This window comes from Rubritalea profundi (assembly GCF_002954445.1).
GTDB lineage: Bacteria > Verrucomicrobiota > Verrucomicrobiia > Verrucomicrobiales > Akkermansiaceae > Rubritalea > Rubritalea profundi.
Genome location: NZ_MQWA01000001.1, coordinates 74,952 through 100,461, shown reverse-complemented (window position 1 = coordinate 100,461; position 25,510 = coordinate 74,952). Strand labels below are relative to the sequence as shown.

Here is a 25,510-nt window from a genome sequence, read left to right as displayed (position 1 = left end):
ATTTAGTCATTCTGGTAGATTTCTATGCGCTAAACATTTTAACGCAAATCAAGATGGACGTGCGGCATTTTACCCGCGTGGTGGCGGCATTTCTGAAAGCGTGTGCCATTGAAAACTGCAATGGTCTCGTGGGATGAGAGGAGTTTTACCCCATCTGGTCTATCCGCGGCATGGACCTGCTGAGTGGCCAGTGGGATGAAGAGATTCATCAAAAGGTTTTTCATCCTCTATTGATAGCACAGAGTAGAGTATTTGCGAGGGTTGCCTAGATTTTGGGGCAGGGGTCAGGGCTCCGACACTAGGGAGGGACTTGGGCTGATCTTCCTTCGCTCTGAAGCTATGGCGGACAGGTTGCCTGCGGCGCTGGACAGAATTAACAGAATTTTTCAGAATTAACCTACGAAACTGGAGTTGGCCACGCCAATTTCCGGCAAACCATGATGTTTCTGATGCCGTTGTTCTGTGCTCCCCATGAAAAATTCTGTGAAATTTTGTTAATTCTGTCTAAAAATCGCTTTCTTGCTCCCTAGTGTAGGAACTCTGGAGCAGGGGCTCTGCTTTTTTACTCCCTAGATTGATTGTCTGGGATTGTTCGCTAGAAGAAAGGCATGAATATCGGCGAGATCAAAAAGGTGCTTAGCGATGCGGGGGTCACTCCATCGCGTCAGTTGGGGCAAAACTTTCTCTGCGACGCGAAAGTGGCGCGTGGGATAGTGGACCAGCTTCATCCAAATGAGAATGACGTCGTAGTCGAGTGCGGCCCTGGAACTGGCGCGCTCACGGTCCATCTTGTGGGACGTGTGAAGAAGGTGATTCTGATCGAGTTTGATGCAAGGCTCGCCGAGTACCAAACGGACAAGTACGCTGATAATGCCGATGTGGAAGTCCACCATGCGGATGCCGCGCGTTTTGATATCCGTGATCTCTTTAAATATGGTCCGATCAAGTTGTTAGGGAACCTCCCGTACTCAGCGGGTGGCGCGATCATGCGTAACTTCATGAAGCGACCAACGATGGTTTCGCGTGCGGTTCTCATGCTGCAGAAGGAATTTATCGACCGGATCATCGCGGTGCCAAGAACGAAGGATTACGGGGTGCTGACGCTAAGGATGCAGAGCGAATGGGTCAGCAAGCCGGTGATGCTAGTGCCGCCAGATGCCTTTACGCCACCGCCGAAGATTGACTCTACCGTGATGGTTTGTGAGCCGAAGCCTGAAGGGGATTTGCCAGTTTACGATGCGCGTTTGTTTGATGAACTCATTCGCCGTGGATTTTCCCAACGCCGTAAGCAAATCAAAAAGCAACTTCCCGATCATCTTGCGTGGGAAGACGTGGCAGCAAAGATGGGTCTCAAATTGACAGCCCGCGCCGAGGAAATTTCTCTTGAAGACTGGATCGAGATCACACGGCTCTACGACGATAATCCGCTCAAGGACATCCCTCAGAAGGATGATGAGATTTTTGATGTGGTTGACGAGAATGACGAAGTCGTCCGCCAAGAGACTCGCAAAAATGTGCACGCGCAGAACCTTACGCATCGCGCCGTGCATATTTTCGTGTTCAATAAGAACAAGGACATCCTACTGCAGAAGCGTTCAATCCTTAAAGATAAGTTCCCAGGTTGTTGGGACAGCAGCGCTGCTGGGCACCTAGATGCTGGTGAGAGCTATGGCGACTGTGTGGTCCGCGAGCTGGGTGAAGAATTGGGAATCGAAGGGGTCGACACCCAAAAGATTGCGAAGATCCCAGCTTCTGAAAAGACTGGCTTTGAATTTATTGAACTCCACCTAGCACGCTACGATGGGGCACTGCGTTTCCCATGCAGTGAAGTGTCCACCGCCGAGTGGTTCACCATGGAGCAAGTGCGTGAGTGGGTGACAGCCCGACCAGAAGATTATGCCTCCGGTTTTATTGAATGCTGGAACCTTTTCGAAGAGAAGATGGGCGCTGCGAAAGAAGTGTAGAGTTTGCAGTTGGCAGTGTTCAGTTTTCAGAGCCGGGATGATGAAGCTAAATGCGAACCGCGAAATACGCTAAAGAGTACGAAAGTTGGTAGGGCTTAAATAGGGGTGCGACGATTCTGCGGGGGGAGCAACAAAAAAAGCCGTGAGCTCGGGGAGAGTCACGGCTATTGAAGAGTTGTTATTTGCTCGTTTACGCTTCAAGGATGGATGCTGCTGCTGTGTCTAGGAAGAACACGGAGTTGCAGTGCTCTTGCAGGTAGGAGGCTGAGACGATGTCGTTGACCGTGCCGGTGACGGCTTCGTTGACGATCGATGCTTTGCCTTCGCCCCATGCCATGAGGACGATGCGGCGAGCGTTGAGAATGGTGCCGCAGCCCATGGTGATGGCGGTTGTAGGGACGTTATCTATGCCGCCGAATGAGGGGGCTGCGTCTTCACGGGTGATTGGGTCTAGCTCGATCGCGCGTGTGAGTGAGTCCTTTGGTGAGCCTGGCTCGTTGAAGCCGATGTGGCCGGTGCGGCCAATTCCTAGGATCTGGAGGTCGAGTCCACCTGCGTCGACGATTGCTTGTTCGTACTCAGCACAATGGGCTGGGATGTCGGCTGTAGCGACAGTGCCAGATGGGAGATTGATGTTCTCTGGCTTGATGTCGATATGGTTGAAAAGATTCTGGTGCATGAAGTGCCAGTAGGATTCGACGTGGTCTTTTGGGAGACCTGCGTATTCGTCGAGGTTAAAGCTGGTGACAGTCGCGAAGGTAAGGCCGTCTTGTTGGTGGAGACGGATGAGTTCGTTGTAATAGGCGATAGGTGTGCCGCCAGTGGCGAGCCCGAGGACCGTTTGCTTCCCCGCAGCATCGTTGGCGCGGATAAGTTCTGCTGTTTCAGCTGCGAGCTTGGCGACAGCTGCTTGGCTCGATTGAAATACTTCTACTGGAATCTTCTGCATGTCCTGTGTGTTTTGATTGATCTGGGATCTAATAACAAGGTTGAATAGGTGTTGTATTAGGTTGTTGTTTAACTTAATCGATTGACTGATAGGAGAGGGCGTTTAGCTAAGTAATATGGGTAGTACATTGTGTAGGGTTGAACAAATAGAAGGATGCTTTACGCTATAGAGGAACAACGAGATGGCAGATCGAGGATATAGTTGGAAAAATGTGCGGCAGGGATCGACTTTTAAGTTACCCAAGACCGAGCACGCGGGGCGCTTGGTGCTGATAGCCATTGTGCTGGCAGTGTTGTCCCATGTGGCCGCCATCTTCGGACTCAAGAATATGCAGATCACTTTCCCAGTTCTGCGTGAGTTTTTCGAGGTGGAAACCGAGCCTATCGTGGTGCGAGACATAGAATTCCGCGAGTCTCTGCCAGAAATTCAGCGGGAGGAACTAGCTGAACCACCAGAAGTGGCAGGTAAGTTGCTCGATGAGATCGAAATTCTAGAGGCGATTCCAGAGGACACGGAGTTGGATATGTCGCCAGAGATTACTGATCCACAATTTGATATTGAGATGGTCGCTCCTGCGATGAAGGGCGAAGCCCTAGCTGAGAATTTAGAGCCAATAGCTGGCCCCGATTTCACCGATGATCTGCCAGAGATTGGAAGAATGGATGACGTGCTCCAAGTGGCTGCTGCTGGCCAACTAGTGATTGACCCAGGTGAACAGCAATCTGACGTTTTTGATCCAGATAAATTTAACGAAGAATTAGAACGGAAAGGGGCGGGTGGGCTTGCTGACGATGGAGCTTTAGAGAACTTCACCCCACTTTCTGCGATGGCGCGGATGGATGGCAATGCCCTGCAGAACACCAAGGGAATGATCGGCTCTGATCTTCTATTTGAATTTAATCAAGCGACACTGAGGGAAAGCGCGCGCAATAGCTTGCTCAAGGTTGCGTTGCTAATCGACAGAAACCCAAATCTTAACTGCTGGATTGAAGGGCACACTGACACGATAGGTGGTGATTTGCCGAATGGTGAACTCTCGCTCGGCCGGGCAAAGGCCGTCAAGCAATGGTTGGTGGATGCTATGCGGATCAACCCGAGGCGTCTGATTGTGATTGGTTATGGTAAGCGACAGCCGATTATTAAAAAGGGTGACAAAGACCAGCAGGCGATGAACCGGCGGGTGGTGATCAAGATGCGCCGCGGCCAACCCACTGCTGACTCTACGATGTTTCTTGAGGGAGCCCTGCCGCCAGAGCCGGTGAAGCCCGAACCAGCGAAAGCCATTTTAGTCAAACCAACGGGGCCGCCGACCATCCTAACTGCCCAGCCGGTCGAGGAAGATCCACCTGCACGTGCGGTGATTGAGGAACCCTCCCGTCGGGCGCTACCTGTTGAGGATGAACGACGTAAAGCAGTTCCAGTTTCTCCTGGCCGGGCTGTGCCGACGAGGTGATTGGAATAAAGCGATTTCTACCGCGAAAAATACGAAATTTTCTAAAAGTCCCAGCGATGATGCTTGCTATCAATCGGAAAACGTAAAATAGAAAATTTACTCAGCCCTTTATATCGCACGGTGATGAAAAAAAATAATTTCGCGCTGGGACTTTTCGTTCACGTGCATACTCTGGGTTGAGAGATGAAATGCGAACTCTGTAATAATAAAGCAACGGTGTTTTACACCCAAGCAGTGCAAGGGGGGCAGAAGAAGATTTGCCTCTGCGAGAACTGTGCTGACAAAAGCGGACTTACCGATCCTGGCGCATTTTCAATGGTTGATATTCTTATGGACGAGACACCCGAACAAGCCCAGCCAGTGATGGTTGCTGAGGTTGCAGAAGCGTGTGAACATTGTGGGTTCACACTGGAAGATTACAGAAAAGTTGGAAGACTTGGTTGCAGCCAGTGCTACACCGCTTTCCTTGGAGAAATTCTCCCAATGTTAGCGAAGATGCACCACGGTATAAAGCACGAGGGGAAAGTTCCCTCAGGCATGGCCGATTCATTGGCTCTACGCAAAAAACTAGCAGCTATGAAAAAGGATTTAGATTCTGCCATTGCTGAAGAAAACTTTGAAGCCGCTGTGAAGTTGCGTGATGGAATCAAAGAGTTGGAGGCTCAAGTAAGCTAAAAATATGATGCGATTTTCAACATTGATGAAGCATCCGGCCGACTGGATGATAGGCAAAAATGTCAACAACGAGGTGGTGGTAACTAGCCGTATACGACTAGCGCGTAACCTTCGAGACCTGTCATTTCCAGGTTGGGCTAAAAAAGCTGAGCGTGTCGCAGCGATGGACAAAATGCGACCCAAGGTGGAGGCTCTCAAAGTCATGAAAAATGGCTTTTCCCATGAACTATCAGAACTAGAACCTCTGCAGAAGCAAGTGCTAGTGGAGCGTCACTTGATCAGCCGCGAGCAAGCAGCACGCGGTCAAGGCAGTGCCGCTGTCGTTGACCGTGGTCAGAGGCTTTCTTTGATGATCAACGAGGAAGATCACCTGCGTATGCAATCGATCCGTGCTGGTCTCCGCTTGCGTGAAGCGCACCAGCTACTTTCCAAAGTCGACAGCGCTCTAGAGAAGGATCTCGAATTCGCCTATGATGATGAACTCGGCTACCTCACCGCTTGCCCGACCAACTTGGGGACTGGCATGCGTGCGTCTGCTATGTTGCACTTACCTGCACTCGTGCTGACTGAGCAAATCGGCCAGGTTCTTCAGGCTGTGAATAAGATAGGCCTCGCGGTCCGTGGACTCTTTGGTGAAGGCACTGAGTCGTTGGGACATCTTTTTCAGATTTCTAACCAAGCAACACTTGGCGAGAGCGAGGAGGTGATTATCTCACGTCTCGAGCGTGTCATAGCGCAGATCGAAACTCACGAGACCAATGCGCGGTTGAAGATGCTCGAAGACGAGCCGAATCAGCTGAGTGATAAAATTGGACGAGCCTACGGGATCCTAGGATATGCGACGATGTTTGATTCGAAAGAGGCATTTTCACACATTTCCTTACTCCGAATGGGAGCGGCAATGGGCTACTTTCCGGAGGGAACCATGCAAGCATGTGACTCTATGATGATGGAAATCCAGCCTGCGCATTTGCAGTTACACGCTGGCGCTGAGTTAGAACCAGAAGAACGCGACATTATCAGAGCAGAAATCTTACGCAGTAGGTTGCAAACTCTCACTGCCCCTGCTATAAATATAATAACTAATGACATAGTTGGTGGTAGTGAAATCACTGGCGACTTAAATTTCGAGAATGAATAATTTTACCCCAAGAGCACAGCAAGTCCTTGCCCTAGCACGCAAGGAGGCAGATCGATTCAACCACAATTACGTCGGTACGGAGCACGTACTGCTCGGGCTTATTAAGCTCGGCCAGGGAGTGGCAGTAAACGTACTGGAACGTATGGGGCTTGAGCTCGATACCGTTCGCCTAGAAGTTGAGAAACAAGTGGGCTCAGGCCCTGAGCAAAATGTTTCGAGCCAGATTCCCTACACTCCTCGAGTGAAGAAGGTTCTGAATCTTGCGAATAAAGAAGCCAAGCAACTCAGCCATTCCTATGTGGGTACTGAGCATTTATTGTTAGGTTTACTCCGCGAAGGTGAAGGTGTGGCAGCACGCGTTCTCCAATCACTCGACATAGACATTCAGCGCACTCGGCAAGAAGTGCTCGCCGAGATCGATCCTAACTTCAACCCTGACGACGAAGACGAGGTCTTCGAGGTGTTTGAAGATGGTGAAGAGGAAGTAGCTGAAGAAGGTGGAGAAGCCAAGACCAAGACTCCAGCTCTTAAAGCATTTGGTCAGGATCTGACGAAGAAAGCCCAAGAAGGCGGACTCGATCCGGTGATCGGCCGCGAAGAAGAGATCGAGCGCGTTATTCAGATCCTCTGCCGTCGTACTAAGAACAACCCAGTTCTCGTAGGTGAAGCTGGTGTCGGTAAGACAGCGATCATCGAAGGTCTAGCCCAAGAAATTATTTCAGGAAACGTCCCTGAGCTTTTGCGCGATAAGCGTGTGATCACACTCGATCTGGCCCTGATGGTTGCTGGTACCAAGTACCGTGGCCAGTTTGAAGAACGCATCAAGGCAGTGATGGATGAGATCAAGAAGGTCAAAAATGTGATCCTCTTCATTGACGAACTCCACACTATCGTTGGTGCAGGTTCCGCCGAAGGAGCCATGGATGCTTCTAACATCATTAAGCCAGCCCTCAGTCGCTCAGAGCTTCAGGTAGTTGGTGCTACGACGCTCAATGAATACCGCAAATTTATCGAAAAAGACAGCGCGCTTGAGCGTCGTTTCCAGCAAGTAAAAGTGGACGAGCCTTCTGTCGAGGATACCATCGAGATTCTCAAAGGGCTTCGCGAGAAATATGAAACACACCACAAGGCGAAGTACTCTGATGGAGCTCTTGAAACCGCTGTGAGGCTTTCCTCACGTTATATTACTGGGCGTTTCCTCCCAGATAAGGCTATCGATGTGATAGACGAAGCTGGTTCCCGCGCCCGCATCGGACAGATGACTCGCCCACCAGAGGTGAAGGAGCTAGAGCTCAACATTGTTGAGATCAACAAACTTAAGGTAGCTGCAATCAATGACCAAGACTTTGAAAAAGCGGCTGCACTTCGTGATGAAGAAAAGCAAGCAAAGGAGAAGTTAGAGGCGACACTTTCTAAGTGGAAAATTGTCAGTGAAGAAAGCACAGTTCATGTCGGTGAAGAAGAGATCATGGAGGTCCTTTCCAAGTGGACTGGAGTTCCTCTCCAGCGGATGGAGCAAAAAGAAGCTGACCGTCTCCTCAATATGGAGAAGCAGCTCTCAAGCCGTGTGATCGGCCAGGCATCTGCCGTGAAAGCAATTTCTAAAGCGCTACGTCGTTCACGTGCTGACCTCAAAGACCCGCGCCGTCCGATCGGCTCATTTCTTTTCCTCGGCCCTACAGGTGTGGGTAAAACCTACCTCGCCCGCAACCTTGCGGACTTCATGTTCGGCGATCCAGACTCCTTGATTCAGATCGATATGTCCGAGTACATGGAAAAATTTGCGAGTAGCCGTTTGATTGGTTCACCTCCAGGATACGTCGGCCACGAAGAAGGTGGTCAGCTCACAGAAGCGGTACGCCGCCGTCCATATTCAGTGATTCTTTTTGACGAAGTCGAGAAAGCGCATCCAGACGTGACGAACTTGCTGCTTCAGATTCTTGAAGAAGGAATGATCACCGACAGTCTCGGCCGCAAGATCGATTTCCGTAACACCATCATCATCCTCACTTCCAACGCTGGAGCTTCCACAGTGAAGAAACAGACGTCTCTCGGATTTGGTGCGATGAGTGCAGATGAAAGCGACTTCGAAGGTATGAAGGAGAAGATCGTGGAAGCGGCAAAGAAGTTCTTCCGCCCTGAATTTCTCAACCGTCTTGACGAGCTTGTGGTCTTCCACATGCTTGAGAAGAAGGATCTTGGTGTCATTGTCGATCTCGAGTGCAAGAAGCTCTTCGCGCGTCTGGAAGATAAAGGAATTAAGATCAAGCTTGAGAAAACTGCTCTCAACCTTCTAGCTGAAAAAGGCTACGACCCGACATACGGTGCGCGTCCAATGCGTCGTGCTGTAGAGCGTTTCCTCGAAGATCCGCTCGCAGAAGCTCTGCTCCGCGGCGATGTCAAAGAAGGCGATACGATCAAGGTCACTTGCAAGCGGGGAGGCGAAGAGCTCGTCTTTAAGCCCGTCAAATCAAAGCCTAAATCTAACGGAGCCGCGAAAGCGTAGACTCGTTAGATTGAGTTAATAAAATTCACAAAGTCTCAGAGTGCGTAATGCGCTCTGAGGCTTTTTTATTGTAAAACACTCAATCGCCGTATCAGTCCTGAGGATCGTTGAAAAGGGCTGGAGGTTAAATCCATTGAAGGCAGCACAGTTCAACTTATGGATACTGAGCAAAACCACCATCATACGTCTTTCGCTTAAAGGGATCATTTCGCTGATACCCCTCCATCAGGCTCGCAAAGCTGATTTTCGGAAAGGCAAAAAATTTGGACCTAGCGAACGTATTCATACTTGGGAAAAACCCAAAACTCAACCCAAGCACAGTAATTTGAGTGGAGATGAGTGGGCGGCACTCCGCAAGATAATGAAAATCAGGATTATTCGCTTCAGGTATACGGATAAAGACGGAAAACAAAAAAGAAAACATTTGGTTACAACATTGCTAGATCATAAGAAATACGGCTGGAAAGAGCTTGTTTCCATGTGTTTGGAGCGTTGGGAAATCGAATTGAGGTTCCGTGACGTGAAGACGACTATGGGATTGGAGAAACTCAATGTAAAAACACCTAAAATCGCTCAAAAGGCCTTGGTGATGGCCATGATTGGTTGCAACCTCATTAAGTCAGTTAGTCAGGAAGCCGCTAATTTGAAAGATGTAAATATCCGTCACCTAAGCTTCAAGGTAGCTTTGGATGAGATCACCTCCTGCAGCTCCAATTTTAGAAATAGGATCAAGCATCGAGTAATTGATCGCACACCAAGAAAACAAATCGATGACGTGGCTCCCTAGAGCGAATGTATTGCTTCTTGAGCTCCTCAATAAGTAGCCTCCCAAGTGACCTCCGTGACGGAACAATTCCTTCAAGCTCGATGTCGGGGTGTTTGTTTCTACGTTTACGAGACGGTAATGACCTCTGCCTTGCCGATCACTTAGATCGTTTAAAAAAAACTCACGAATGGCTCTTACCTCGAACGAAGTTTAGAGCTTTTGCGCAAACGTAGTTGCAGTTGAGCAGCGTGAAGGTCCTTCGGATACAATTCATCTGGAGGAATGTTTTCCAGCCACTTTCCACTCAGATCCTTTACCGATTTTGAACTGGTTTTCACCCCAACCACATTGACAGAGCCTGGGCCGAAATTTGAGTTCGGCCATTTGATCTCTTTCTCAGACCGAATGCACCAAAAAGTCCCGCGATGCTTTCCAAGATCCCTTCCACCACCACACCGCCAGATCTGAGAACCCTCACCCACATCAATGTTGCAGAAGAGGTTTTCGTAAGGAGCCTTCTTGTGATGATCAAACGAGAGATTTTTTCCCTTTCCGTTCTTCATCACATTTCCTGACTGCCTATTGGACATGGTTCATCATGGATGAACTTCGCTTGGAGTTCGAATTTCTGGATCAAGCAATCCTGCCCCAGCGTCACCCCATGATGTCCTGTATCACCCTTCATTGGCTTGCGCTCGCCATCAAGCAATAGGCCATCGACAGTACAAAAATTTCCACCGACAAAAATACCGCTATCGCAGTTTGAGATCCGCACATGCTTAATCCAGCAATCCGACACACCGGTCATCGCTATCCCATTCATCCCCCTCTCGGTAAAGTGACCTTTATAGGCTTTTTTCGGGAAACGAAAGTCCAAGCTCCTCGATTCCGACTTCTGACACTGTCGGCGCGAAAGTCATCAATGTCGGTTTCCATGACTTGCGTATGTCCCAACGCAACGGCCGTTCAAGCTTGATATAATCAGCTTTAATCGCAGCCACTCGACTCACAAAAGTCACTTTTATCGGCTTCGTGATTTTTGCAGTACTACCAGAGTCGTTCGAGTAAAGGTGCGCCAGTAAGGACTTCTTCGAATCGTCCTCCATTTGAATCTGAATTCGTTGCCCCACTTTCAGGTCTGCTGCATTCTCTAGTTTTATCACCTGATCGCCCCGCTTGGGCTCCGAAATAATTGGAGAAATGGCGTTCGATCGATTGGAACCTTTCGCCCAAAGCCCCCCGACCACGAGTAATTTGAAGTCGGACGACCACTCGAGGTATCACCCATGTTGGGGCGGACATCTTCCAACTCTTTGGTGAAATGCAGCACGGTCTTGAACGGACCCTCACCACGAAGCACGATGTTCGGTTTCTTGATCCACAGAATGTCACTCAGAATGTAACGACCCGCTGGTATCAATATGGCTCCGCTCTTGGTGGATTCAATGGCATTTTTAAACGCTTCGGTATCATCTGTCTTACCATCCCCTTTTGCGCCGAAGCGCTTCACATTAGCCGTCACCCGAACCCTTGGTAGGGCTTTTTTTCCAGAGTGATAACCAGCATGGGAGAAGTCTGGCAATCGGCTTTGCGGCGTCCACTTTTCGGCAGCCTCCCCCCATAGATCGGAGTAAGTCTGAGCCTGCACCATGCCACTGAAAATGACGAAAGCGATCAATCCGCAAACCCCTATAGATATTCTTCCAATCCAGTTTTTCATATTATTGGTAGATTTTTTTTGGGGACGCTTGAGGTTGCCGTTGAGAGGTGAGAAAGGGGGCTGGATTTTGCGCAAGCGAGACGCTTACACTATTGGATTATGTTAAGGCCAAATCGATTACTATATTCTTATGAAAATCTTCCTCTTATACATCCAATAGCAGATATACCATAAAAAGGATAAGACGTTTAGGCTTAATATTATATGTGCGGCAAGATCTCCTGACCATCCAAATAGTAGGTTGGAAAATGGAAGAAATATTTTCCTGATAAGATCGGCACCACCCACATGAGCAAAAAGATAGATGAACAACGGATTCATTCCAATAATAGCAAAAAACAGTACGCCTTTTTGGTGTTTTTTAATGTCGATAAGCCAATAGCACAATGCAAGCGCCAAGAGCGACCAGCCTCCACTTGCAAAGACAAAGGACGAAGTCGAAATTCGCTTGATAATTGGCGTAAATGGGCTCAGTCCGTATCCTATAACAAGACCTATAATTCCAGAGCCAATCAAGATTAGCAGCTTTTTCATACTTGTTCGATCACTCATCAGCAGCTGACCAGCCAACACACCCCAAATTGTATGCGCTGCCGTAGGTATCGCATTGAACATGGCCCAATGACCTCCATCCTCTTTCCCGGCAATGAGAATATTGAACCAAGCGCCAAAATTTTTCCCGGGTTCAAATGCCTGATTAAATCCATCTAAAGGGAAAAACCGATAAAGACCTTCGCTAACAAGAATGAGAATGACTGAAAATCCAATTTGATAAACCCGCGCTTTACCAATGATTAAGAAAGCCAATAGATAAGTCACGGCTAACTGGCAAAGCACATTCTGAAATCTGAACATTATCTTCCCTGGACCAATGCAGTAAAACGCCCAGCCTAAAAACAACATTAGAAACGCCCTTACAAGTACATGTTTCGTGACCGAAGGCATAGAATCACCTTTGGCCATTCTTCGGGAAAAAGAGAACGGCATGGCGAATGCAACAATAAACATGAAAAAGGGCTGTATCAAATCCCAGAAATGCATTCCTTCCCACTTGACATGATACAATTGCTGACCGAAGAGCCCGGCAATTGAACCTTCAAGTTCAGGTGAAACCATGTAGGTAAATAGCTGCGAGAACTCAGCAATAAGAAAAAACATTGTTAGTCCACGCTAAAAATCGAGCGAAAGCAAGCGACTGCCAGATTGTCCTTGAAGTTGGGACATTACTGCTAGGGATTTGCTTTTTGCGGGGTGACCCTGAGAGCGCGCCGTTGATTAGGGCGACTGGGTTTGGGGGGGGGGAGAAGAGGGTGGAATAAGAGGGGATTGACGAGCTGACTGCGGTCAGGCAATGGGGAAAAGTGGGAAATGAGTAGCATCGCTGGGGTTCCTTTCTTGGTTGAACCAGTTCAGGCTCTGTTCGTAAATGGCTCTAGGAAGAGATAGGTGCATCGACCCCCAATATTTTTAAAGCTTTTTATCATAGGCCATTTTTCTTTGTAAATCTATCCCTAGGCCACTAGGCTGAATATCACCATCAAGGATCACCCATCTAGTCTCCTTCGTATCGATGTAATCCCGTACCCATTTCCTAATTTCTCCTGAATACCTTTTCCTTGGTGATTTTGCTCGATCTCGGCAGTCATCACCACCTTGGTCCGCATATCCTATTTTCGTTTCCACTGGGTAAATGATTTCCAACTATCTGATGATTCCTCAGAAGTGATTAACAAAACGTCTGTGTGTGCAGTTTCAACTACTGAAGCGAGTAGGCAGAGTCATAGTGAGAAGATTGAGAGAAATAATTTAGATGATTATATCATAGTTGGGTAACAAGCGTAGCGCTCTCATCAGACGATTCTATCTCATTTTGTGCATGATTTTTCGATCGTTGTAATTGCAGGGTTTGTTAGAATTAATTCTCCTTTCTTGACCGCATAGCTGAGTTCTCTAGTTTGAGCACATGTCTAGTAAGCGTGCCCTCACCACCCTCCACCTGAAATCAATGCTGGAGGACAAAAATCTAGATGATTTAGCAAAGCTTTTAGAACCAGATAAGACAACTCCCCTCTGCTGCTACCTTCCGAATGCAAAGATCAATGACTCCCGCGCCCAACGCATGTGGCGCTCGATCGGGCAAGCTCCCCATCCCGATATCTATGATGACTGGACCCAAGAAAACATTGAGACCTTCCATGGAAATATCGAGAACTGCATAGGCTCGGTCAAGGTGCCGATGGGGATTGCTGGACCACTGAGAGTCAATGGACTCTTTGCTAAGGGGGATTACCCGATCCCGCTGGCGACTAGTGAGGCTGCATTAGTCGCGAGCTACCACCGCGGGTGCCACCTTGTTAGCGCAGCTGGTGGTTGCACCGCAATGTTGCTCAATCAAGCGCTCAATCGAGCACCAGCTTTCATTTTTAAATCAATGTCTGACTGTGGACGCTTCGTCGCTTGGGCTATGGAGAAGTTTGAACAATTCCAAGAAATTGCAGAATCGACCAGCGCTTATGGAAAGCTGCTGGACGTTGCCACCACAGTTGAAGGAAACCATGTTTACTTGAATTTTGAATTCACCACTGGCGACGCCTCTGGCCAAAACATGGTGACAATCGCAACCCAACATATTTGCGATTTTATCAGTGAAACCTACCCTTTGGAAATTCAACAAATTTATATCGAAGGTAATTTATCTGGCGACAAAAAAGCGAGCTCTCAAGCCTATACCTCTGTGCGAGGAAAGAAGGTCTCAGCAGAGGTTAACTTGTCAGCAGAGCTACTCAAAAAATATTTAGGAGCAACGGCAAAGCAACTCGTTGATTACTGGAGGCTGTCGGCCATCGGTGGAGTTCTCAGTGGCACGATGGGTGTCCAGGGCCATTTTGCTAACGGTCTAGCAGCACTTTACCTCGCCACTGGTCAGGATGTGGCCTGTGTGGCTGAATCAGCAATGGGTGTCACTCGCTTTGAGCTAAACGATGAGGGAGGTCTCTATGCGGCGGTCACTATTCCCTGTATCATGGTCGGAACTGTGGGTGGAGGAACTGGCCTGCCCAGCCAAAAAGCAGCCTTGGAGCTGATGGGACTTCAAGGATCTGGCAACGCTGCGGCGCTAGCAGAAGTTTGTGCTGCACTCCTCCTCGCTGGTGAACTCTCAATCATAGGTGCCCTAGCGACTAACACCTTCACTCGAGCTCATAATAAGCTAGCGCGTTAAATCATCGAAAAAATCGATACACTCTCAATTTTTTTCGTTTATGCTAACATCTCGAAGTAGGTTATTTCTAACTAAATGAAATGGTGGACATACCAAAAAGAGCGTTTCCCGGTGCTCCAGCACGGCCCTTTAGTAGCGGCCTTTAGCTCCTGCGCTGTTTGCTACTCAGCGATGCTCACAGGTGAGAGACCCGTTGCATGGTCCTTTGTCGTCGCTTTTGTTAGTTCATTGCTGTTCTTCCTCCAGTTACGCATTGCAGACGAATTTAAAGACGCAGAAGAAGATGCCCTCTACCGCCCCTACCGCGCCGTCCCGCGCGGTCTTATTAAGTTAAGGGAACTGGGAATTGTTTTCGCCATCTCAGCTATCATCCAGCTAGTATTGGCTGTCACTTTCGTCCCCAGCCTAGCCATAGTGCTGATCATTGCATGGACCTACTTGGCACTGATGAGTGTGGAGTTTTTTGCCAGAGACTGGCTCAAGGCCAGACCTATAACCTACCTTTGGACTCACATGTTGATCATGCCAATCGTTGATTTCTACGCAACAGCCTGCCACTGGATCCCCAGCGGACAAAAGCCGTGGATTGGTCTGCTCTGTTTTCTAGCTGCCAGCTTCTTTAATGGGCTGGTGATAGAAATTGGTAGAAAGCTTAGGCAACCCAGTGGCGAAGAAAATGGAGTTCCCACCTACAGCAAACTCTGGGGACTGCGCAATGCCAGTTGGGTCTGGTTTGGCAGCCTTTGCTTAACCACAGTCTTTGCTATCGCAGCATCTAACATCATAGACTTCGTACTCCCGGTTGCGATCACACTAGCTCTACTGCTTTGTTACGCGCTGAAGCTTGTTATCCAATCAAAGAGCACTAGCCAAAAAAGCTTCGAGACTCTCGCTGGAGTCTGGACACTCTGTCTCTACCTCATCCTTGGCGTCATCCCATTTTTAGTCAAATGATCCTACACTCACAAGATTTAGAACACGCCGACAAGCTCGGTGGGAAAGCAAAGGCCTTGGCCCAACTCGGCCAAGCCGACTTCAATATTCCATTCTGGTTTGTCGTCGCCGATTTCACGGAATCTGACTGTGAGGAAATTCTCAATCGATCTTCAGCATTGGGCTCAGACCTCTTTGCTGTGCGTTCGTCAGCAGCGGCTGAGGACGGGGCGCAACACTCCTTTGCTGGGCAATTCGACTCTTACCTCAATGTTCCGCGCTCACAGCTGATAGAGAAAATAAAACGAGTTCAGCAAAGTTCCAAGAGCGCCCACATCGAAAGCTACCAATCTTCACAATCGATTGAAAATGTAACCCCTCCGAGTGTCCTGATTCAGTGCATGTTAGAACCTGATGTCAGCGGTGTTGCATTCAGCGCAGATCCTGTTGCTGGAAATCTAGACCACACTGTCATCTCCTCAGTGTGGGGAACGGGAAGTGCCCTAGTATCCGGCGAGGTCGATGCCGATTGCTGGACGCTCGATGCCGATAGTTCAACCGTCAAAGAAGTCATTGCGCACAAAAAGTTCCAGCACTCACCTTGCCCAACCTCTCTGGAAGGGGTGCAGATGGTGGAGACGGCACCTGAAAAAATAGAGGTTCCCAGCCTGACTAAAACCCAGCGCAGAGAAGTCCAACAACTCGTCCGCCATTGCGCTGAGCACTTCGACAGTCCGCAAGACATCGAGTGGGCATACCAGGATGGCTCCCTTTATCTCTTGCAGAGTAGACCCATCACAACTCTGAAACACGGGTATAGAAATTCGGACCCACTCACGGTTTGGGATAACAGCAACATTGCGGAAAGTTATTCTGGGCACACCTCAATTATGACATTCTCATTTGCCGAGCGTGCTTATGAAAATGTCTACCGCGAGTTTTGCCGAATGCTCTCGGTTCCAGAGAAACGGGTCATTGCCAGCGACCCTGTTTTTAAAAACATGTTAGGCCACATCCATGGGCATGTTTACTACAACCTCAATAGCTGGTATCACGTACTCGCATTGCTGCCAGGCTTCTCGTTGAATCGAAGCTTCATGGAGCAAATGATGGGAGTCAAAGAGCCGATGCCCGATGAGATAGTTGAGACAATCATTGAGAAAACCCGAGTTTCTAAAATGGCGGACGGCTGCGCACTCGTCGGCACTTTCTTTGGACTAATAAAAAATCATCGGGGCCTGAAGAAGCAAATGGATGGCTTCTACCAACGGCTCAATCAAGCCTTATCTCTGCAAGCTTCCGAGCTTGAAAATATGGATGGCAAGCAACTCGCTCAGCACTACAGGGATTTAGAAGACCAACTCCTTCAACGCTGGGATGCACCATTGATCAATGACTTCTTCGCCATGATTCACTATGGCACCCTGCGTTCACTTTGCGAAAAATGGTTAGGTGACGGCTCACTTCAAAACACTTTATTGCTCGATACTGGCGACATCATCAGCGCCGAACCGCCAACAAGGATCAAGGAGATGGCCAGCATTGCGGCAAAAGATGCCAGCTTGTCTGCTAGCTTAGCTGACCCCGACCTTAGCTGTGAAGTGAAGCTCGCTCATCTCATGCAGAATGCCGAACTGGCCGAGGCCTATCAAAGTTACTTGGAAAAGTTTGGCGACCGTTGCTTAGAGGAACTTAAGTTAGAGTCACCCACTGTGGTGGACGACCCAGTCTCCCTACTTTCTGGCATCGGAGGAATGGCGCAGAGGATTCGAAACGGAAAAGTCCCGCAAAACCCTCAACCATTCCAAACACCTGAAATCCAACTCAGTGGCATCAAGTCAGTGATCTTCAAATGGGTTCTTAACAATGCAAAATCGAGGGTCCGTGACAGGGAAAATCTACGCTTCGAGCGCACTCGCTTGTTTGGCAGGGTGAGGAAAATCGTCGTGCTCTTAGCTCAGCAGCTAGTTGACGCGGGTTGGATCGATGACCCTCAAGAGGTTTTCCTCCTTACCATTTCAGAAGTCATTGGAGTTTATGAATCGACCCAAGATCCAGCAGCCTTGAGAGCTCTGATTATTGAGCGAAAGGCACAAGCTGCCTCATTCACCACTCCGCCAGATCGCTTTGAAACTCGAGGAGAAGTTACTCAACACACCCCACTCATAGCTGCACAATCGGCAGTGAGTTCAGATTCCTCTGACCTCTCTGGCACAGGAGCGTGCCCAGGTATTGTTAGAGGATTCGTCCGTGTAGTCCACGACCCTAGGTCAGCAACGCTCAAGGAAGGAGAAATCCTAGTGGCGCAGCAAACCGATCCAGGGTGGGTGGTTCTCTTCCCCGCTGCAAGCGGCTTGTTAGTGGAGCGAGGCTCATTGCTCTCACACTCGGCAATTGTCGCCCGCGAGCTGCAACTGCCCTGTATTGTCTCCATCCCAGCTGTGACGCGCACACTCAAAACTGGTGACTATGTCGAGATGAATGGCAGCACCGGAACTATCCAATTGATCGATCATGTCATCTGAAATCCAACAACACGCAGACTTCACCCAGGTGCGCTACGCCAACTGCTGGGAGGATGCTGACATCCTCATAAAAGCACTTGAACCCAAAGGACGACACTGCCTCAGTATTGGTTCAGCTGGTGACAATGCATTCGCTCTGCTGGCTGCGGGAGCGGAGTCGGTGACTGTGAGTGAAATGAACCCCGCTCAGGTTGCGTGTATCCAGCTACGCAAAGCCGCTTATCAAGCTCTCACTCATGCCCAGTTCCTCACCTTGTTAGGTGAGACTGGTTCGTCAAATGATCGCAATGAACTCTACCAACTTTGTGTCCCATTGCTTCCGCCAAAGGTAAAAGTCTACTGGGACTATTATAGCGATCAGATCCGGCAGGGCTTCGGACGTATCGGAAAGTTTGAAAGCTATTTCACGCTATTTCGTGAGAAAGTCCTCCCGCTGGTGCACGGAAGGAAAATGGTCTCAGCCTTACTCACTCCTCGTAGTACTGAGGAACGAGAGATTTTCTACGACACGCGCTGGAACACTTGGCGGTGGCGATTGCTATTCAAATGCTTCTTCTCACGGTTCGCTATGGGCAAGCTGGGCCGTGATCCAGCCTTCTTTAAGTACGTCGAAGGCTCTGTCGCAGACAGAATACTAGACCGCACGAAGCACGCTCTTGTGGAGCTCCCCCCTCACTCCAACCCCTACCTCCGCTGGATCCTCAATGGCAGCTACGGAACACACCTTCCCTACGCTCTACGACCTGAGCATTTCAAAAAAATCTCAGAAAGCGTCGATAAAATCCACATCTCAGAACTCCCACTAGAGTCGGTTCTAGAATCCAACAATTCACGCTTCGATGCCTTCAATCTCAGTGACATTTTTGAATACATGTCGGAGGATAACACGCAGGCCCTGCTCGAAAAAATCCACCAACACAGCTCCACTGGCGCTCGATTGGCCTACTGGAATATGCTCGCTCCGAGGTCACGTCCAAACTCAATGGCACACCAGTTAAAGACTCTCGATGCGCTTGGATCCAGACTGCTCGACGCAGATAAAGCATTTTTTTATTCAAAATTCATCGTCGAAGAAGTGATCTAACACCATGCTGATCTGCCTCTATATTCTCCTAATATTAGCCTCACTCAGTGGATTACTCGTGCTCGCCAGCATTGGAATCCACAGAGGCAGGTTGAAAGCTGAGACAGCCAGAAAAATTGTACATGCAGGCATGGGCGTCATCTGTCTCAGTTTCCCACTACTCTTTAAATCCCCTGTGACAGTTAACATCTTAGCGGGCATTGCAGTAGCTTCTCTTCTTGCCGTTAGGCTGACTCCTTTAAGAACCACCATCGGTTCGTCACTTTTTGCGGTGGAACGAATTTCCATAGGTGACCTACTCTTCCCAATCTCGGTAGCGTGGCTTTTTTCCTTAGCTGATGGGAAGTTCACCCTCTACACAATAGCCCTCTTGTTACTGACATTAGCGGATACCGTTGGAGCATTAGCTGGCAGCAAGTATGGCAAAAAAATTTACTACACCTTTGCTGGAAAAAAGAGTGTTGAAGGGTCTCTCGCATTCCTTGCCACAGCATTCGTATGTATAGCGATCCCACTCTATCTAACCACCAACATATCCCTCCCTACCATTCTCACCCTCGCCTGCTCAGTCGGCCTATTCGCCACCGCTGTTGAAGGCGCCGCTGGAAGTGGGTTAGACAATCTATTGATCCCAATAGGTTCATTTCTTTTGTTAGATTATCACATCACACTCACAGGAGCTGAACTCATCTTCAGAATTAGTATACTGCTAGTTATTCTAGCTGTTTTAGTCTATACTAGAAAACTACACACCCTCGACGGAGGCGCGATCCTTACTGCTCTGATCTACACTTTTGCCGCAGCCACACTCGGCGGACTGCCCTGCTTGTTGGCCTGTCTGGTAGTTCTCATCCGCCACATTATAGTGCAGAGAAAAATGCCCCAGCACCTAATCGTCTCCCACACACTAGCAATCATCGTAGCCATCGCGATCCCGACACTACTCTGGCTTACATTAGGGGTGAAGGGCATCCTCACCAATGATAGCGCACAATTGGGATTCATCTGTAGCCTCGCCATGATTATCTCCATGCTCCATGCGGGCACGCAAAAGTTCCTAGGCTATGGATCCGCGTCACTACTCACAGGGATCAGTCTCTCAGTCCTCGTGTTACTCTCCTCATTGTCGTTACTATCAAGTCAGGTGTCTTGGAAATCCACCATCCTTCTAACACTCATACTTACAATCCCGCTAAGCCACTCTTACTATCTCTGGAAAAGGAGCAGAGGTGACCCCGACCCCACCTATTGGCTCAAACTCTGTTTACTCGCTTTATTAGGCACCACCCCTCTACTTCTTATTTTTCTATGAAAACCATCACAGGAAAATCACCCAAGCTCACAGCTGAGCAATCTCAAATTTTCACTCAAGGCGCAGACTGCATTGTTAGTGACCAGAATCATTCAGCCGCGCTTTGGCATACTCATGCGCCAGGATCTGACAGCTGTAAAATTGGCACAATCGGTGCTTGTGAGCTTTCGCAAAACAATTCCCCAGAGCAATTCCTGCGCGCTTGCGCTGAGCTGCTTCACAACGATCACGGCTGTGACAAAGTCATTGGCCCGATGAATGGCAACACCTGGCTCAAGCACCGACTAGTCACCGAAACGAATGGCCGTGCCCCCTTTCTTATGGAGCCCATCGAGCCAGATTTCTATAACCAAGCTTTTGAAAATGCAGGCTTTCAACAACTCTCTACCTATTGTTCCCATCTAGTCGACCTCACACCTCCACAAAGGGACTGCTCCCTGCTGCTCAAGAAATTTAAGAATAGAGGCATCACTGTTCGCTCCGTCTCAAAAGAAAACTTCGAGCAAGACCTGATCGCCATTTTTCGACTGAGTCTCCTCAGTTTCAGCAACAACTACCTGTACACTCCGATCAGCCTAGAATTCTTCATCGGGAAGTATATGGGGTCGCGTGAGTTGATAGATCCAGAGCTTGTGTTGATGGCTGAGTCTGACGGAGAACTCGTAGCCTACCTATTTTGTATCCCAGATCACGCCGCCACCAAGAGAGGTCAAAAATCAGCAATCATCCTCAAAACGTTAGCAAGTAATGGTGATAAATCGCTCGCAGGAATCGGATCCTTGTTAGTCCTCGAAGCTCAAACTATTGCTAAAAAGAAAGGGTACACAGAAGCTATTCACGCACTGCAACATGAAGACAATAGTTCCACAAAAATTAGCATGCGCTGTGATGGCATAAAGTTCAGACGCTACGCACTCATGTCAAAATCATTTCAATCCAATGACCCCAGCTAGATGAATCTGATAAAACATCTAGAGCGTAGAGCGAAGCAACACCCTGAGCGGATTGCCCTCGTCGATGTGGACTCGCAGCTGACTTACACCGAACTCTATCAGAAAATCTCAGCGGGTTCCCAGCTACTACGTAAAGACGGCCTAGCTACAGGAGACTGCGTGCTTCTTCTTCTCCCAGTGAGTGTCGAGCTCTACGTCGCCTTTCTCTCCATCCTACATGCAGGAATGACTGTTATGCTGCTCGACCTGTCAGCAGGTAAGAAAACGATTATCCAAAGCCTTCGGACTGTAAAAGTAAAAGCCTGCATTGGTATTCCAAAAGCTCAGCTTCTCCGATTACTTAACCCAGAAATACGTGCTATAGAGAGGCATTACTGCACAGAGCCGTGGCCGCCATTCAGCCGATATTGGTCACCAGCAGCACAATGTTCGTCGGCCCCCATCGAAGTCTCCCCATCACACCCAGCGCTGATCACATTCACCAGCGGTAGCACGGGTAAGCCTAAAGCAGCGTGCCGCACCCATGGCTTCTTGTTAGCTCAACATGCAGCGCTTTCTGAGTCGCTCGACTATAAGGAAGGGGAAGTGGACCTCATCACTCTCCCCGTCTTCGCTATTTCAAATTTAGCCTCCGGCCTCACCTCCGTCATCGCCAACAGCGACTTGAGAACACCAGGTAATGTCAATGCTCTCGCTGTTCTAGAGCAATGTAAGCAATGGAAGGTGACTCGCTGTGCCGCATCTCCCGCCTTTTTTCAATCATTGTTAGAATCTGATAAACTCCCACCACTTGATGCCATCTATACGGGCGGCGCTCCAGTATTTCCTCACTTATTGGAAAAATTACAAGCCAAACTCCCCCAAGCTAAAGTAGTCACTGTCTTTGGCTCTACCGAGGCCGAGCCGATTGCACACAGCCTTTGGTCGAGCACAACAGAAGATGAAAAATCACGCATGGCGAATGGAGCCGGTTTACTCGTCGGCAAACCCGTTTCAGCCACTCGCCTCAGAGTCATCACCGATCAAAGCTCTGAAGCAATTTCAGCTCTATCAGATGTAGAGTTCGACGCCATGAGCATGCCCTTGGGAATTGCGGGAGAAGTTGTTGTTACGGGTGAGCACGTCCTCAAGGGCTACCTCAATGGCACTGGCGATGACGAAGCAAAGTTCTCAGTAAATGGAGTCATCTGGCACAGAACTGGTGATGCAGCCACGATCGATGCCCATGGTCAAGTCTGGATGCTGGGCCGCTGCAAAGCTGCTGTCACAGCAAAGAATGGCGACAAGATTTACCCATTCGGCATTGAATGCACCGCCATGCAGCAACTTAACATCGACCGCTGCGCTCTGGTCAGTTACCAAGAAAAAGTCACTCTCTGCTACCAAGGAACACTCACAACTGCCGATCAAGACACATTACTCAAGCAGCTGAAGCCACTTTTAGTAGAGCAACTCAAACGGCTCGACAAAATTCCAGTCGACAAGCGTCACAATGCAAAAATCGACTACCCAAGCTTGAAGCATTTGCTCGCTCAGCCATAAAAAAGCCACCGCAGTATTACTCCCAAGGTGGCTTTTAAAATTGTTAATGGATGTTGTTAGTCCTTAAGTAGGTACTTTGAAGCTTGCTCCACATCTTTATCACCACGTCCAGAAAGATTGATGATAATGATTTGGTCTTTGCCCATTGTTGGAGCAATCTTGCTGACGTAAGCCATAGCATGAGCACTCTCTAAAGCTGGGATAATACCCTCTGATGCAGACAGCTCAGAGAATGCGGCGAGAGCTTCAGAGTCAGTTGCGTAACTGTATTCAGCACGACCAATGTCTTTAAGGTAAGCGTGCTCAGGTCCAACAGCAGCGTAGTCGAGACCGGCACTGACAGAATGAGTGAGTTCGATCTGACCATCATCGTCCGCAAGCAACCAAGTTTTGGTCCCTTGCAGTACACCTAGCTTGCCGCCTTGGAATCGTGCCGCGTGGCGCTCTTTGATGATTCCTTCACCGCCAGCCTCCACGCCCATCAGCTCGACACTTTCGTCTTCGAGGAATGGATGGAAAAGTCCGATCGCATTGGAGCCTCCACCGACACAAGCAACACAAAGGTCAGGAAGGCGACCTTCTTGCTCGAGAATTTGCTCACGCGCTTCGAGCCCGATCACACGGTGGAAATCACGCACCATCATAGGGAATGGATGTGGTCCGAGCGCTGATCCGAGAATGTAATGGGTGTGGTCAACAGTCGCCACCCAGTCGCGCAGAGCTTCGTTCACTGCGTCCTTGAGAGTCGCCTGACCATTTGTCACCGGGCGAACTTCTGCACCGAGAAGTTTCATGCGCACCACGTTAAGAGCCTGACGCTCTATATCGACAGCCCCCATGTACACGATACATTCCATACCGAAGCGTGCACAAACAGTCGCAGTCGCCACGCCGTGCTGGCCTGCGCCAGTCTCCGCGATGATACGCTTCTTACCTAAACGTTTAGCGAGAAGAATCTGGCCGATCGCGTTGTTGATTTTGTGTGCTCCAGTGTGAAGTAGGTCTTCACGCTTGAGATAAATTTTGGCTCCACCGAGCTTTTCAGTCCATCGCTCAGCAAAATACAATGGCGTAGGACGGCCACAGTACTGGCGTAAAAGATAATCAAGTTCCTTCTGAAACTCAGGGTCGGCTTTCGCCTGCTCGTATTGAGAGGTTAGTTCTTGCAATGGAGCCATCAGAGTCTCGGGGACAAACATTCCCCCGTAGGTTCCAAAGTGGCCACTGGCATCTGGTAATTGCGCGTTCATCTGTGCTCTACCTACGCCAAAACCCAGCAAGTTTCAAGCGGGATTAGTCGTGTTATTCGCCCCGTGACGGAGGTTTCCAACCTCCATTGTCAATCATAGTAAAGGCGAGGCGGTTGGAAACCGCCGCCACATTCCTTGACGTCTGCATCTATCAACTACATTGTAGCCATATGAAAGTCGTGCTTCTCCTCTTACTCAGTATACTTCCCCTCGCGGCATGGCAGCTCCCATCGCAGTGCAAGCAACTCGTCATCGGCACCGCTAAAAGCTGGGATTCTTCCTATGTCAGCGTCACCCTCTACGAGAAAAAAGGAAACAGCTGGAAGGCTGTCACTCAGCCCGTCACTGGCCGACTCGGTAAAAATGGGCTAGCCTGGGGCCGTGGTATCCACCCGTTTGCCAGTAAACCCCACCTAAAGCGCGAAGGCGACGGCCGCGCTCCAGCAGGAGTTTTCCTGATTGGTCAAGCCTTTGGTGCCCATAAAAGCATCAAGAAAAAGCGTAATTTATCCTACACCCAAGTCACCTCCCGCGATCTCTGGGTCGAGGACTCCTCTTCCCCCTACTACAATAGTCACCTGAGAATCGATCATGACCCCACCAGTGATTGGGAGAAGAAAGCGCAAATGCGCCAGAACGACTACCCACATTCGCTCAAGCTCTACATCGGCCACAACTCCGCCACTGCCCAACAAAAGGCCAAACCCAAAGCCGGTTCCGCCATCTTCTTCCACATCTGGAGAAACTCCGGGAAATCCGCCACCGCCGGCTGCACCACCATCCCCGAACCACAGCTGCGCCAAATCATCAGCAAGATCGATGTCCGAAAAACGCCTCTCTACATTCTCCTTCCTCAGACTGAGTACACCAAGCTCCGCGCCGAGTGGAAACTTCCTTAAGGGAACCTCCGACAACTACCGTCGGTGCCGTTGTTGTGTCCATTTCTTGTGATTTCCGAGTAGAACTCGGTTGAATTGAGATTGGCTCTATTGGGATGAATTGTGGGAGAAACTTGATTGATCTCAGTTTATTTGTTAACCATTTCATGATGAATACGGGTGAAATCCAATGTCCGACATGTTTTGAGTGGTTTGAAATTGCTTTGCCTGAGCTGGGACGAGGCGAAATAGTTGAGCTCGATTACGATTGTGAAATTTGTTGTCGTCCGATGTTAGTGATTGTGGATGAAAGTGGTGCACGTGCGCAGTCGCTGAGTGATCTGTGAGGGAGGGGATTAAATGCAGTTTATAGTAAAAGAGAGCTTGCAATAGACGGGTGATTCGTGCAGGTTGCCGCCGCACCGCAGAAACGACCAAGTTACTGCAAAGTATATGCGGTGCAAACAACTCCATATCGGGGAGTAGCTCAGCTTGGTAGAGCGCTGCGTTTGGGACGCAGATGTCGCAGGTTCGAATCCTGTCTCCCCGACCATTTAAAATGTCCCGCTACTGGAAACAGTAGCGGGACTTTTTTTGTGTTTGGAGTGCTGCGGCTTGACGCAGCTGTCAGGTTGAGCC

Annotated in this window: 20 protein-coding genes and 1 tRNA gene; 15 read left to right on the top strand and 6 right to left on the bottom strand. The window is 49.2% G+C overall.

The features are described from left to right. Positions 1 to 38: 38 nt before the first annotated feature. Positions 39 to 209, bottom strand: coding sequence for a hypothetical protein (locus BSZ32_RS00430; RefSeq protein WP_165788548.1), 171 nt, complete (start codon positions 207 to 209; stop codon positions 39 to 41). A 399-nt stretch (positions 210 to 608) separates the two neighbouring features. Here BSZ32_RS00430 and rsmA point away from each other — a divergent pair, with 399 nt between their 5' ends. Next, the gene (gene rsmA, locus BSZ32_RS00425; RefSeq protein WP_105041603.1) at positions 609 to 1,964 is read left to right on the top strand and encodes a 16S rRNA (adenine(1518)-N(6)/adenine(1519)-N(6))-dimethyltransferase RsmA; all 1,356 of its coding nucleotides are present in this window, start codon (positions 609 to 611) and stop codon (positions 1,962 to 1,964) included. Between the two features lie 190 nt (positions 1,965 to 2,154). On the opposite strand, the gene nagB is transcribed toward rsmA, so the two are convergent. Next, positions 2,155 to 2,913 carry a glucosamine-6-phosphate deaminase gene (gene nagB / locus BSZ32_RS00420; protein ID WP_105041602.1) on the bottom strand — a complete coding sequence of 253 codons (759 nt, stop codon included), beginning with the start codon at positions 2,911 to 2,913 and terminating at the stop codon, positions 2,155 to 2,157. A 181-nt stretch (positions 2,914 to 3,094) separates the two neighbouring features. Here nagB and BSZ32_RS00415 point away from each other — a divergent pair, with 181 nt between their 5' ends. From BSZ32_RS00415 to BSZ32_RS00395, 5 genes are all read left to right on the top strand, one after another. Next, on the top strand, positions 3,095 to 4,366 hold the full coding sequence (locus BSZ32_RS00415) for an OmpA family protein (protein WP_105041601.1): 1,272 nt from the start codon (positions 3,095 to 3,097) through the stop codon (positions 4,364 to 4,366). Between the two features lie 183 nt (positions 4,367 to 4,549). Continuing rightward, positions 4,550 to 5,041 carry a UvrB/UvrC motif-containing protein gene (locus tag BSZ32_RS00410; protein ID WP_105041600.1) on the top strand — a complete coding sequence of 164 codons (492 nt, stop codon included), beginning with the start codon at positions 4,550 to 4,552 and terminating at the stop codon, positions 5,039 to 5,041. Between the two features lie 4 nt (positions 5,042 to 5,045). Further along, positions 5,046 to 6,182 carry a protein arginine kinase gene (locus BSZ32_RS00405; protein ID WP_105041599.1) on the top strand — a complete coding sequence of 379 codons (1,137 nt, stop codon included), beginning with the start codon at positions 5,046 to 5,048 and terminating at the stop codon, positions 6,180 to 6,182. Next, positions 6,175 to 8,688 (top strand): ATP-dependent Clp protease ATP-binding subunit, encoded by a 2,514-nt coding sequence (locus tag BSZ32_RS00400; RefSeq protein ID WP_206018668.1) that lies wholly within the window; start codon positions 6,175 to 6,177, stop codon positions 8,686 to 8,688. The genes BSZ32_RS00405 and BSZ32_RS00400 overlap by 8 nt, the downstream gene beginning before the upstream one ends. Positions 8,689 to 8,821: 133 nt before the next feature. After that, positions 8,822 to 9,475, top strand: coding sequence for a transposase (locus BSZ32_RS00395; RefSeq protein WP_105041597.1), 654 nt, complete (start codon positions 8,822 to 8,824; stop codon positions 9,473 to 9,475). A 541-nt stretch (positions 9,476 to 10,016) separates the two neighbouring features. Here BSZ32_RS00395 and BSZ32_RS00385 read toward each other — a convergent pair. The 3 genes from BSZ32_RS00385 to BSZ32_RS00370 all read right to left on the bottom strand — a co-directional run bounded on the left by BSZ32_RS00385 (position 10,017) and on the right by BSZ32_RS00370 (position 12,332). Beyond that, on the bottom strand, positions 10,017 to 10,331 hold the full coding sequence (locus tag BSZ32_RS00385; RefSeq protein WP_165788547.1) for a right-handed parallel beta-helix repeat-containing protein: 315 nt from the start codon (positions 10,329 to 10,331) through the stop codon (positions 10,017 to 10,019). Positions 10,332 to 10,613: 282 nt separating this feature from the next. After that, a complete protein-coding gene (locus tag BSZ32_RS00375) occupies positions 10,614 to 11,174 on the bottom strand; it encodes a glycosyl hydrolase family 28-related protein (RefSeq protein WP_206018667.1) in 561 nt (186 codons plus the stop codon). Positions 11,175 to 11,294: 120 nt separating this feature from the next. Continuing rightward, complete coding sequence (locus tag BSZ32_RS00370; protein WP_206018666.1) at positions 11,295 to 12,332, bottom strand: acyltransferase family protein; 1,038 nt, start codon at positions 12,330 to 12,332, stop codon at positions 11,295 to 11,297. 847 nt (positions 12,333 to 13,179) lie between these two features. Between BSZ32_RS00370 and BSZ32_RS00360 the strand changes: the two genes are divergently transcribed. The 7 genes from BSZ32_RS00360 (at position 13,180) to BSZ32_RS00330 (ending at position 22,743) form a co-directional block, all read left to right on the top strand. Next, positions 13,180 to 14,394 (top strand): hydroxymethylglutaryl-CoA reductase, encoded by a 1,215-nt coding sequence (locus BSZ32_RS00360; protein ID WP_425500438.1) that lies wholly within the window; start codon positions 13,180 to 13,182, stop codon positions 14,392 to 14,394. 75 nt (positions 14,395 to 14,469) lie between these two features. Continuing rightward, the gene (locus tag BSZ32_RS00355; RefSeq protein ID WP_105041591.1) at positions 14,470 to 15,348 is read left to right on the top strand and encodes a UbiA family prenyltransferase; all 879 of its coding nucleotides are present in this window, start codon (positions 14,470 to 14,472) and stop codon (positions 15,346 to 15,348) included. After that, positions 15,345 to 17,852: a PEP/pyruvate-binding domain-containing protein gene (locus BSZ32_RS00350; RefSeq protein ID WP_105041590.1), complete on the top strand. Its 2,508-nt coding sequence runs from the start codon at positions 15,345 to 15,347 to the stop codon at positions 17,850 to 17,852. The genes BSZ32_RS00355 and BSZ32_RS00350 overlap by 4 nt, the downstream gene beginning before the upstream one ends. Further along, positions 17,842 to 18,936, top strand: a complete 1,095-nt coding sequence (locus BSZ32_RS00345; RefSeq protein ID WP_105041589.1) for a BtaA family protein — start codon at positions 17,842 to 17,844, stop codon at positions 18,934 to 18,936. The genes BSZ32_RS00350 and BSZ32_RS00345 overlap by 11 nt, the downstream gene beginning before the upstream one ends. 4 nt (positions 18,937 to 18,940) lie before the next feature. Further along, positions 18,941 to 20,248 carry a diacylglycerol/polyprenol kinase family protein gene (locus BSZ32_RS00340; RefSeq protein WP_105041588.1) on the top strand — a complete coding sequence of 436 codons (1,308 nt, stop codon included), beginning with the start codon at positions 18,941 to 18,943 and terminating at the stop codon, positions 20,246 to 20,248. Then, positions 20,245 to 21,201, top strand: coding sequence for a hypothetical protein (locus BSZ32_RS00335; protein ID WP_105041587.1), 957 nt, complete (start codon positions 20,245 to 20,247; stop codon positions 21,199 to 21,201). The genes BSZ32_RS00340 and BSZ32_RS00335 overlap by 4 nt, the downstream gene beginning before the upstream one ends. Further along, positions 21,202 to 22,743, top strand: a complete 1,542-nt coding sequence (locus BSZ32_RS00330; RefSeq protein WP_105041586.1) for an AMP-binding protein — start codon at positions 21,202 to 21,204, stop codon at positions 22,741 to 22,743. It abuts the gene before it with no gap. Between the two features lie 56 nt (positions 22,744 to 22,799). Here BSZ32_RS00330 and trpB read toward each other — a convergent pair whose 3' ends face one another. Then, complete coding sequence (gene trpB / locus BSZ32_RS00325; protein ID WP_105041585.1) at positions 22,800 to 23,993, bottom strand: tryptophan synthase subunit beta; 1,194 nt, start codon at positions 23,991 to 23,993, stop codon at positions 22,800 to 22,802. A gap of 170 nt (positions 23,994 to 24,163) precedes the next feature. Here trpB and BSZ32_RS00320 point away from each other — a divergent pair, with 170 nt between their 5' ends. Continuing rightward, complete coding sequence (locus BSZ32_RS00320; RefSeq protein ID WP_105041584.1) at positions 24,164 to 24,892, top strand: L,D-transpeptidase family protein; 729 nt, start codon at positions 24,164 to 24,166, stop codon at positions 24,890 to 24,892. Positions 24,893 to 25,347: 455 nt separating this feature from the next. After that, positions 25,348 to 25,424 (top strand) — tRNA-Pro (locus tag BSZ32_RS00310). Positions 25,425 to 25,510 lie beyond the last annotated feature (86 nt).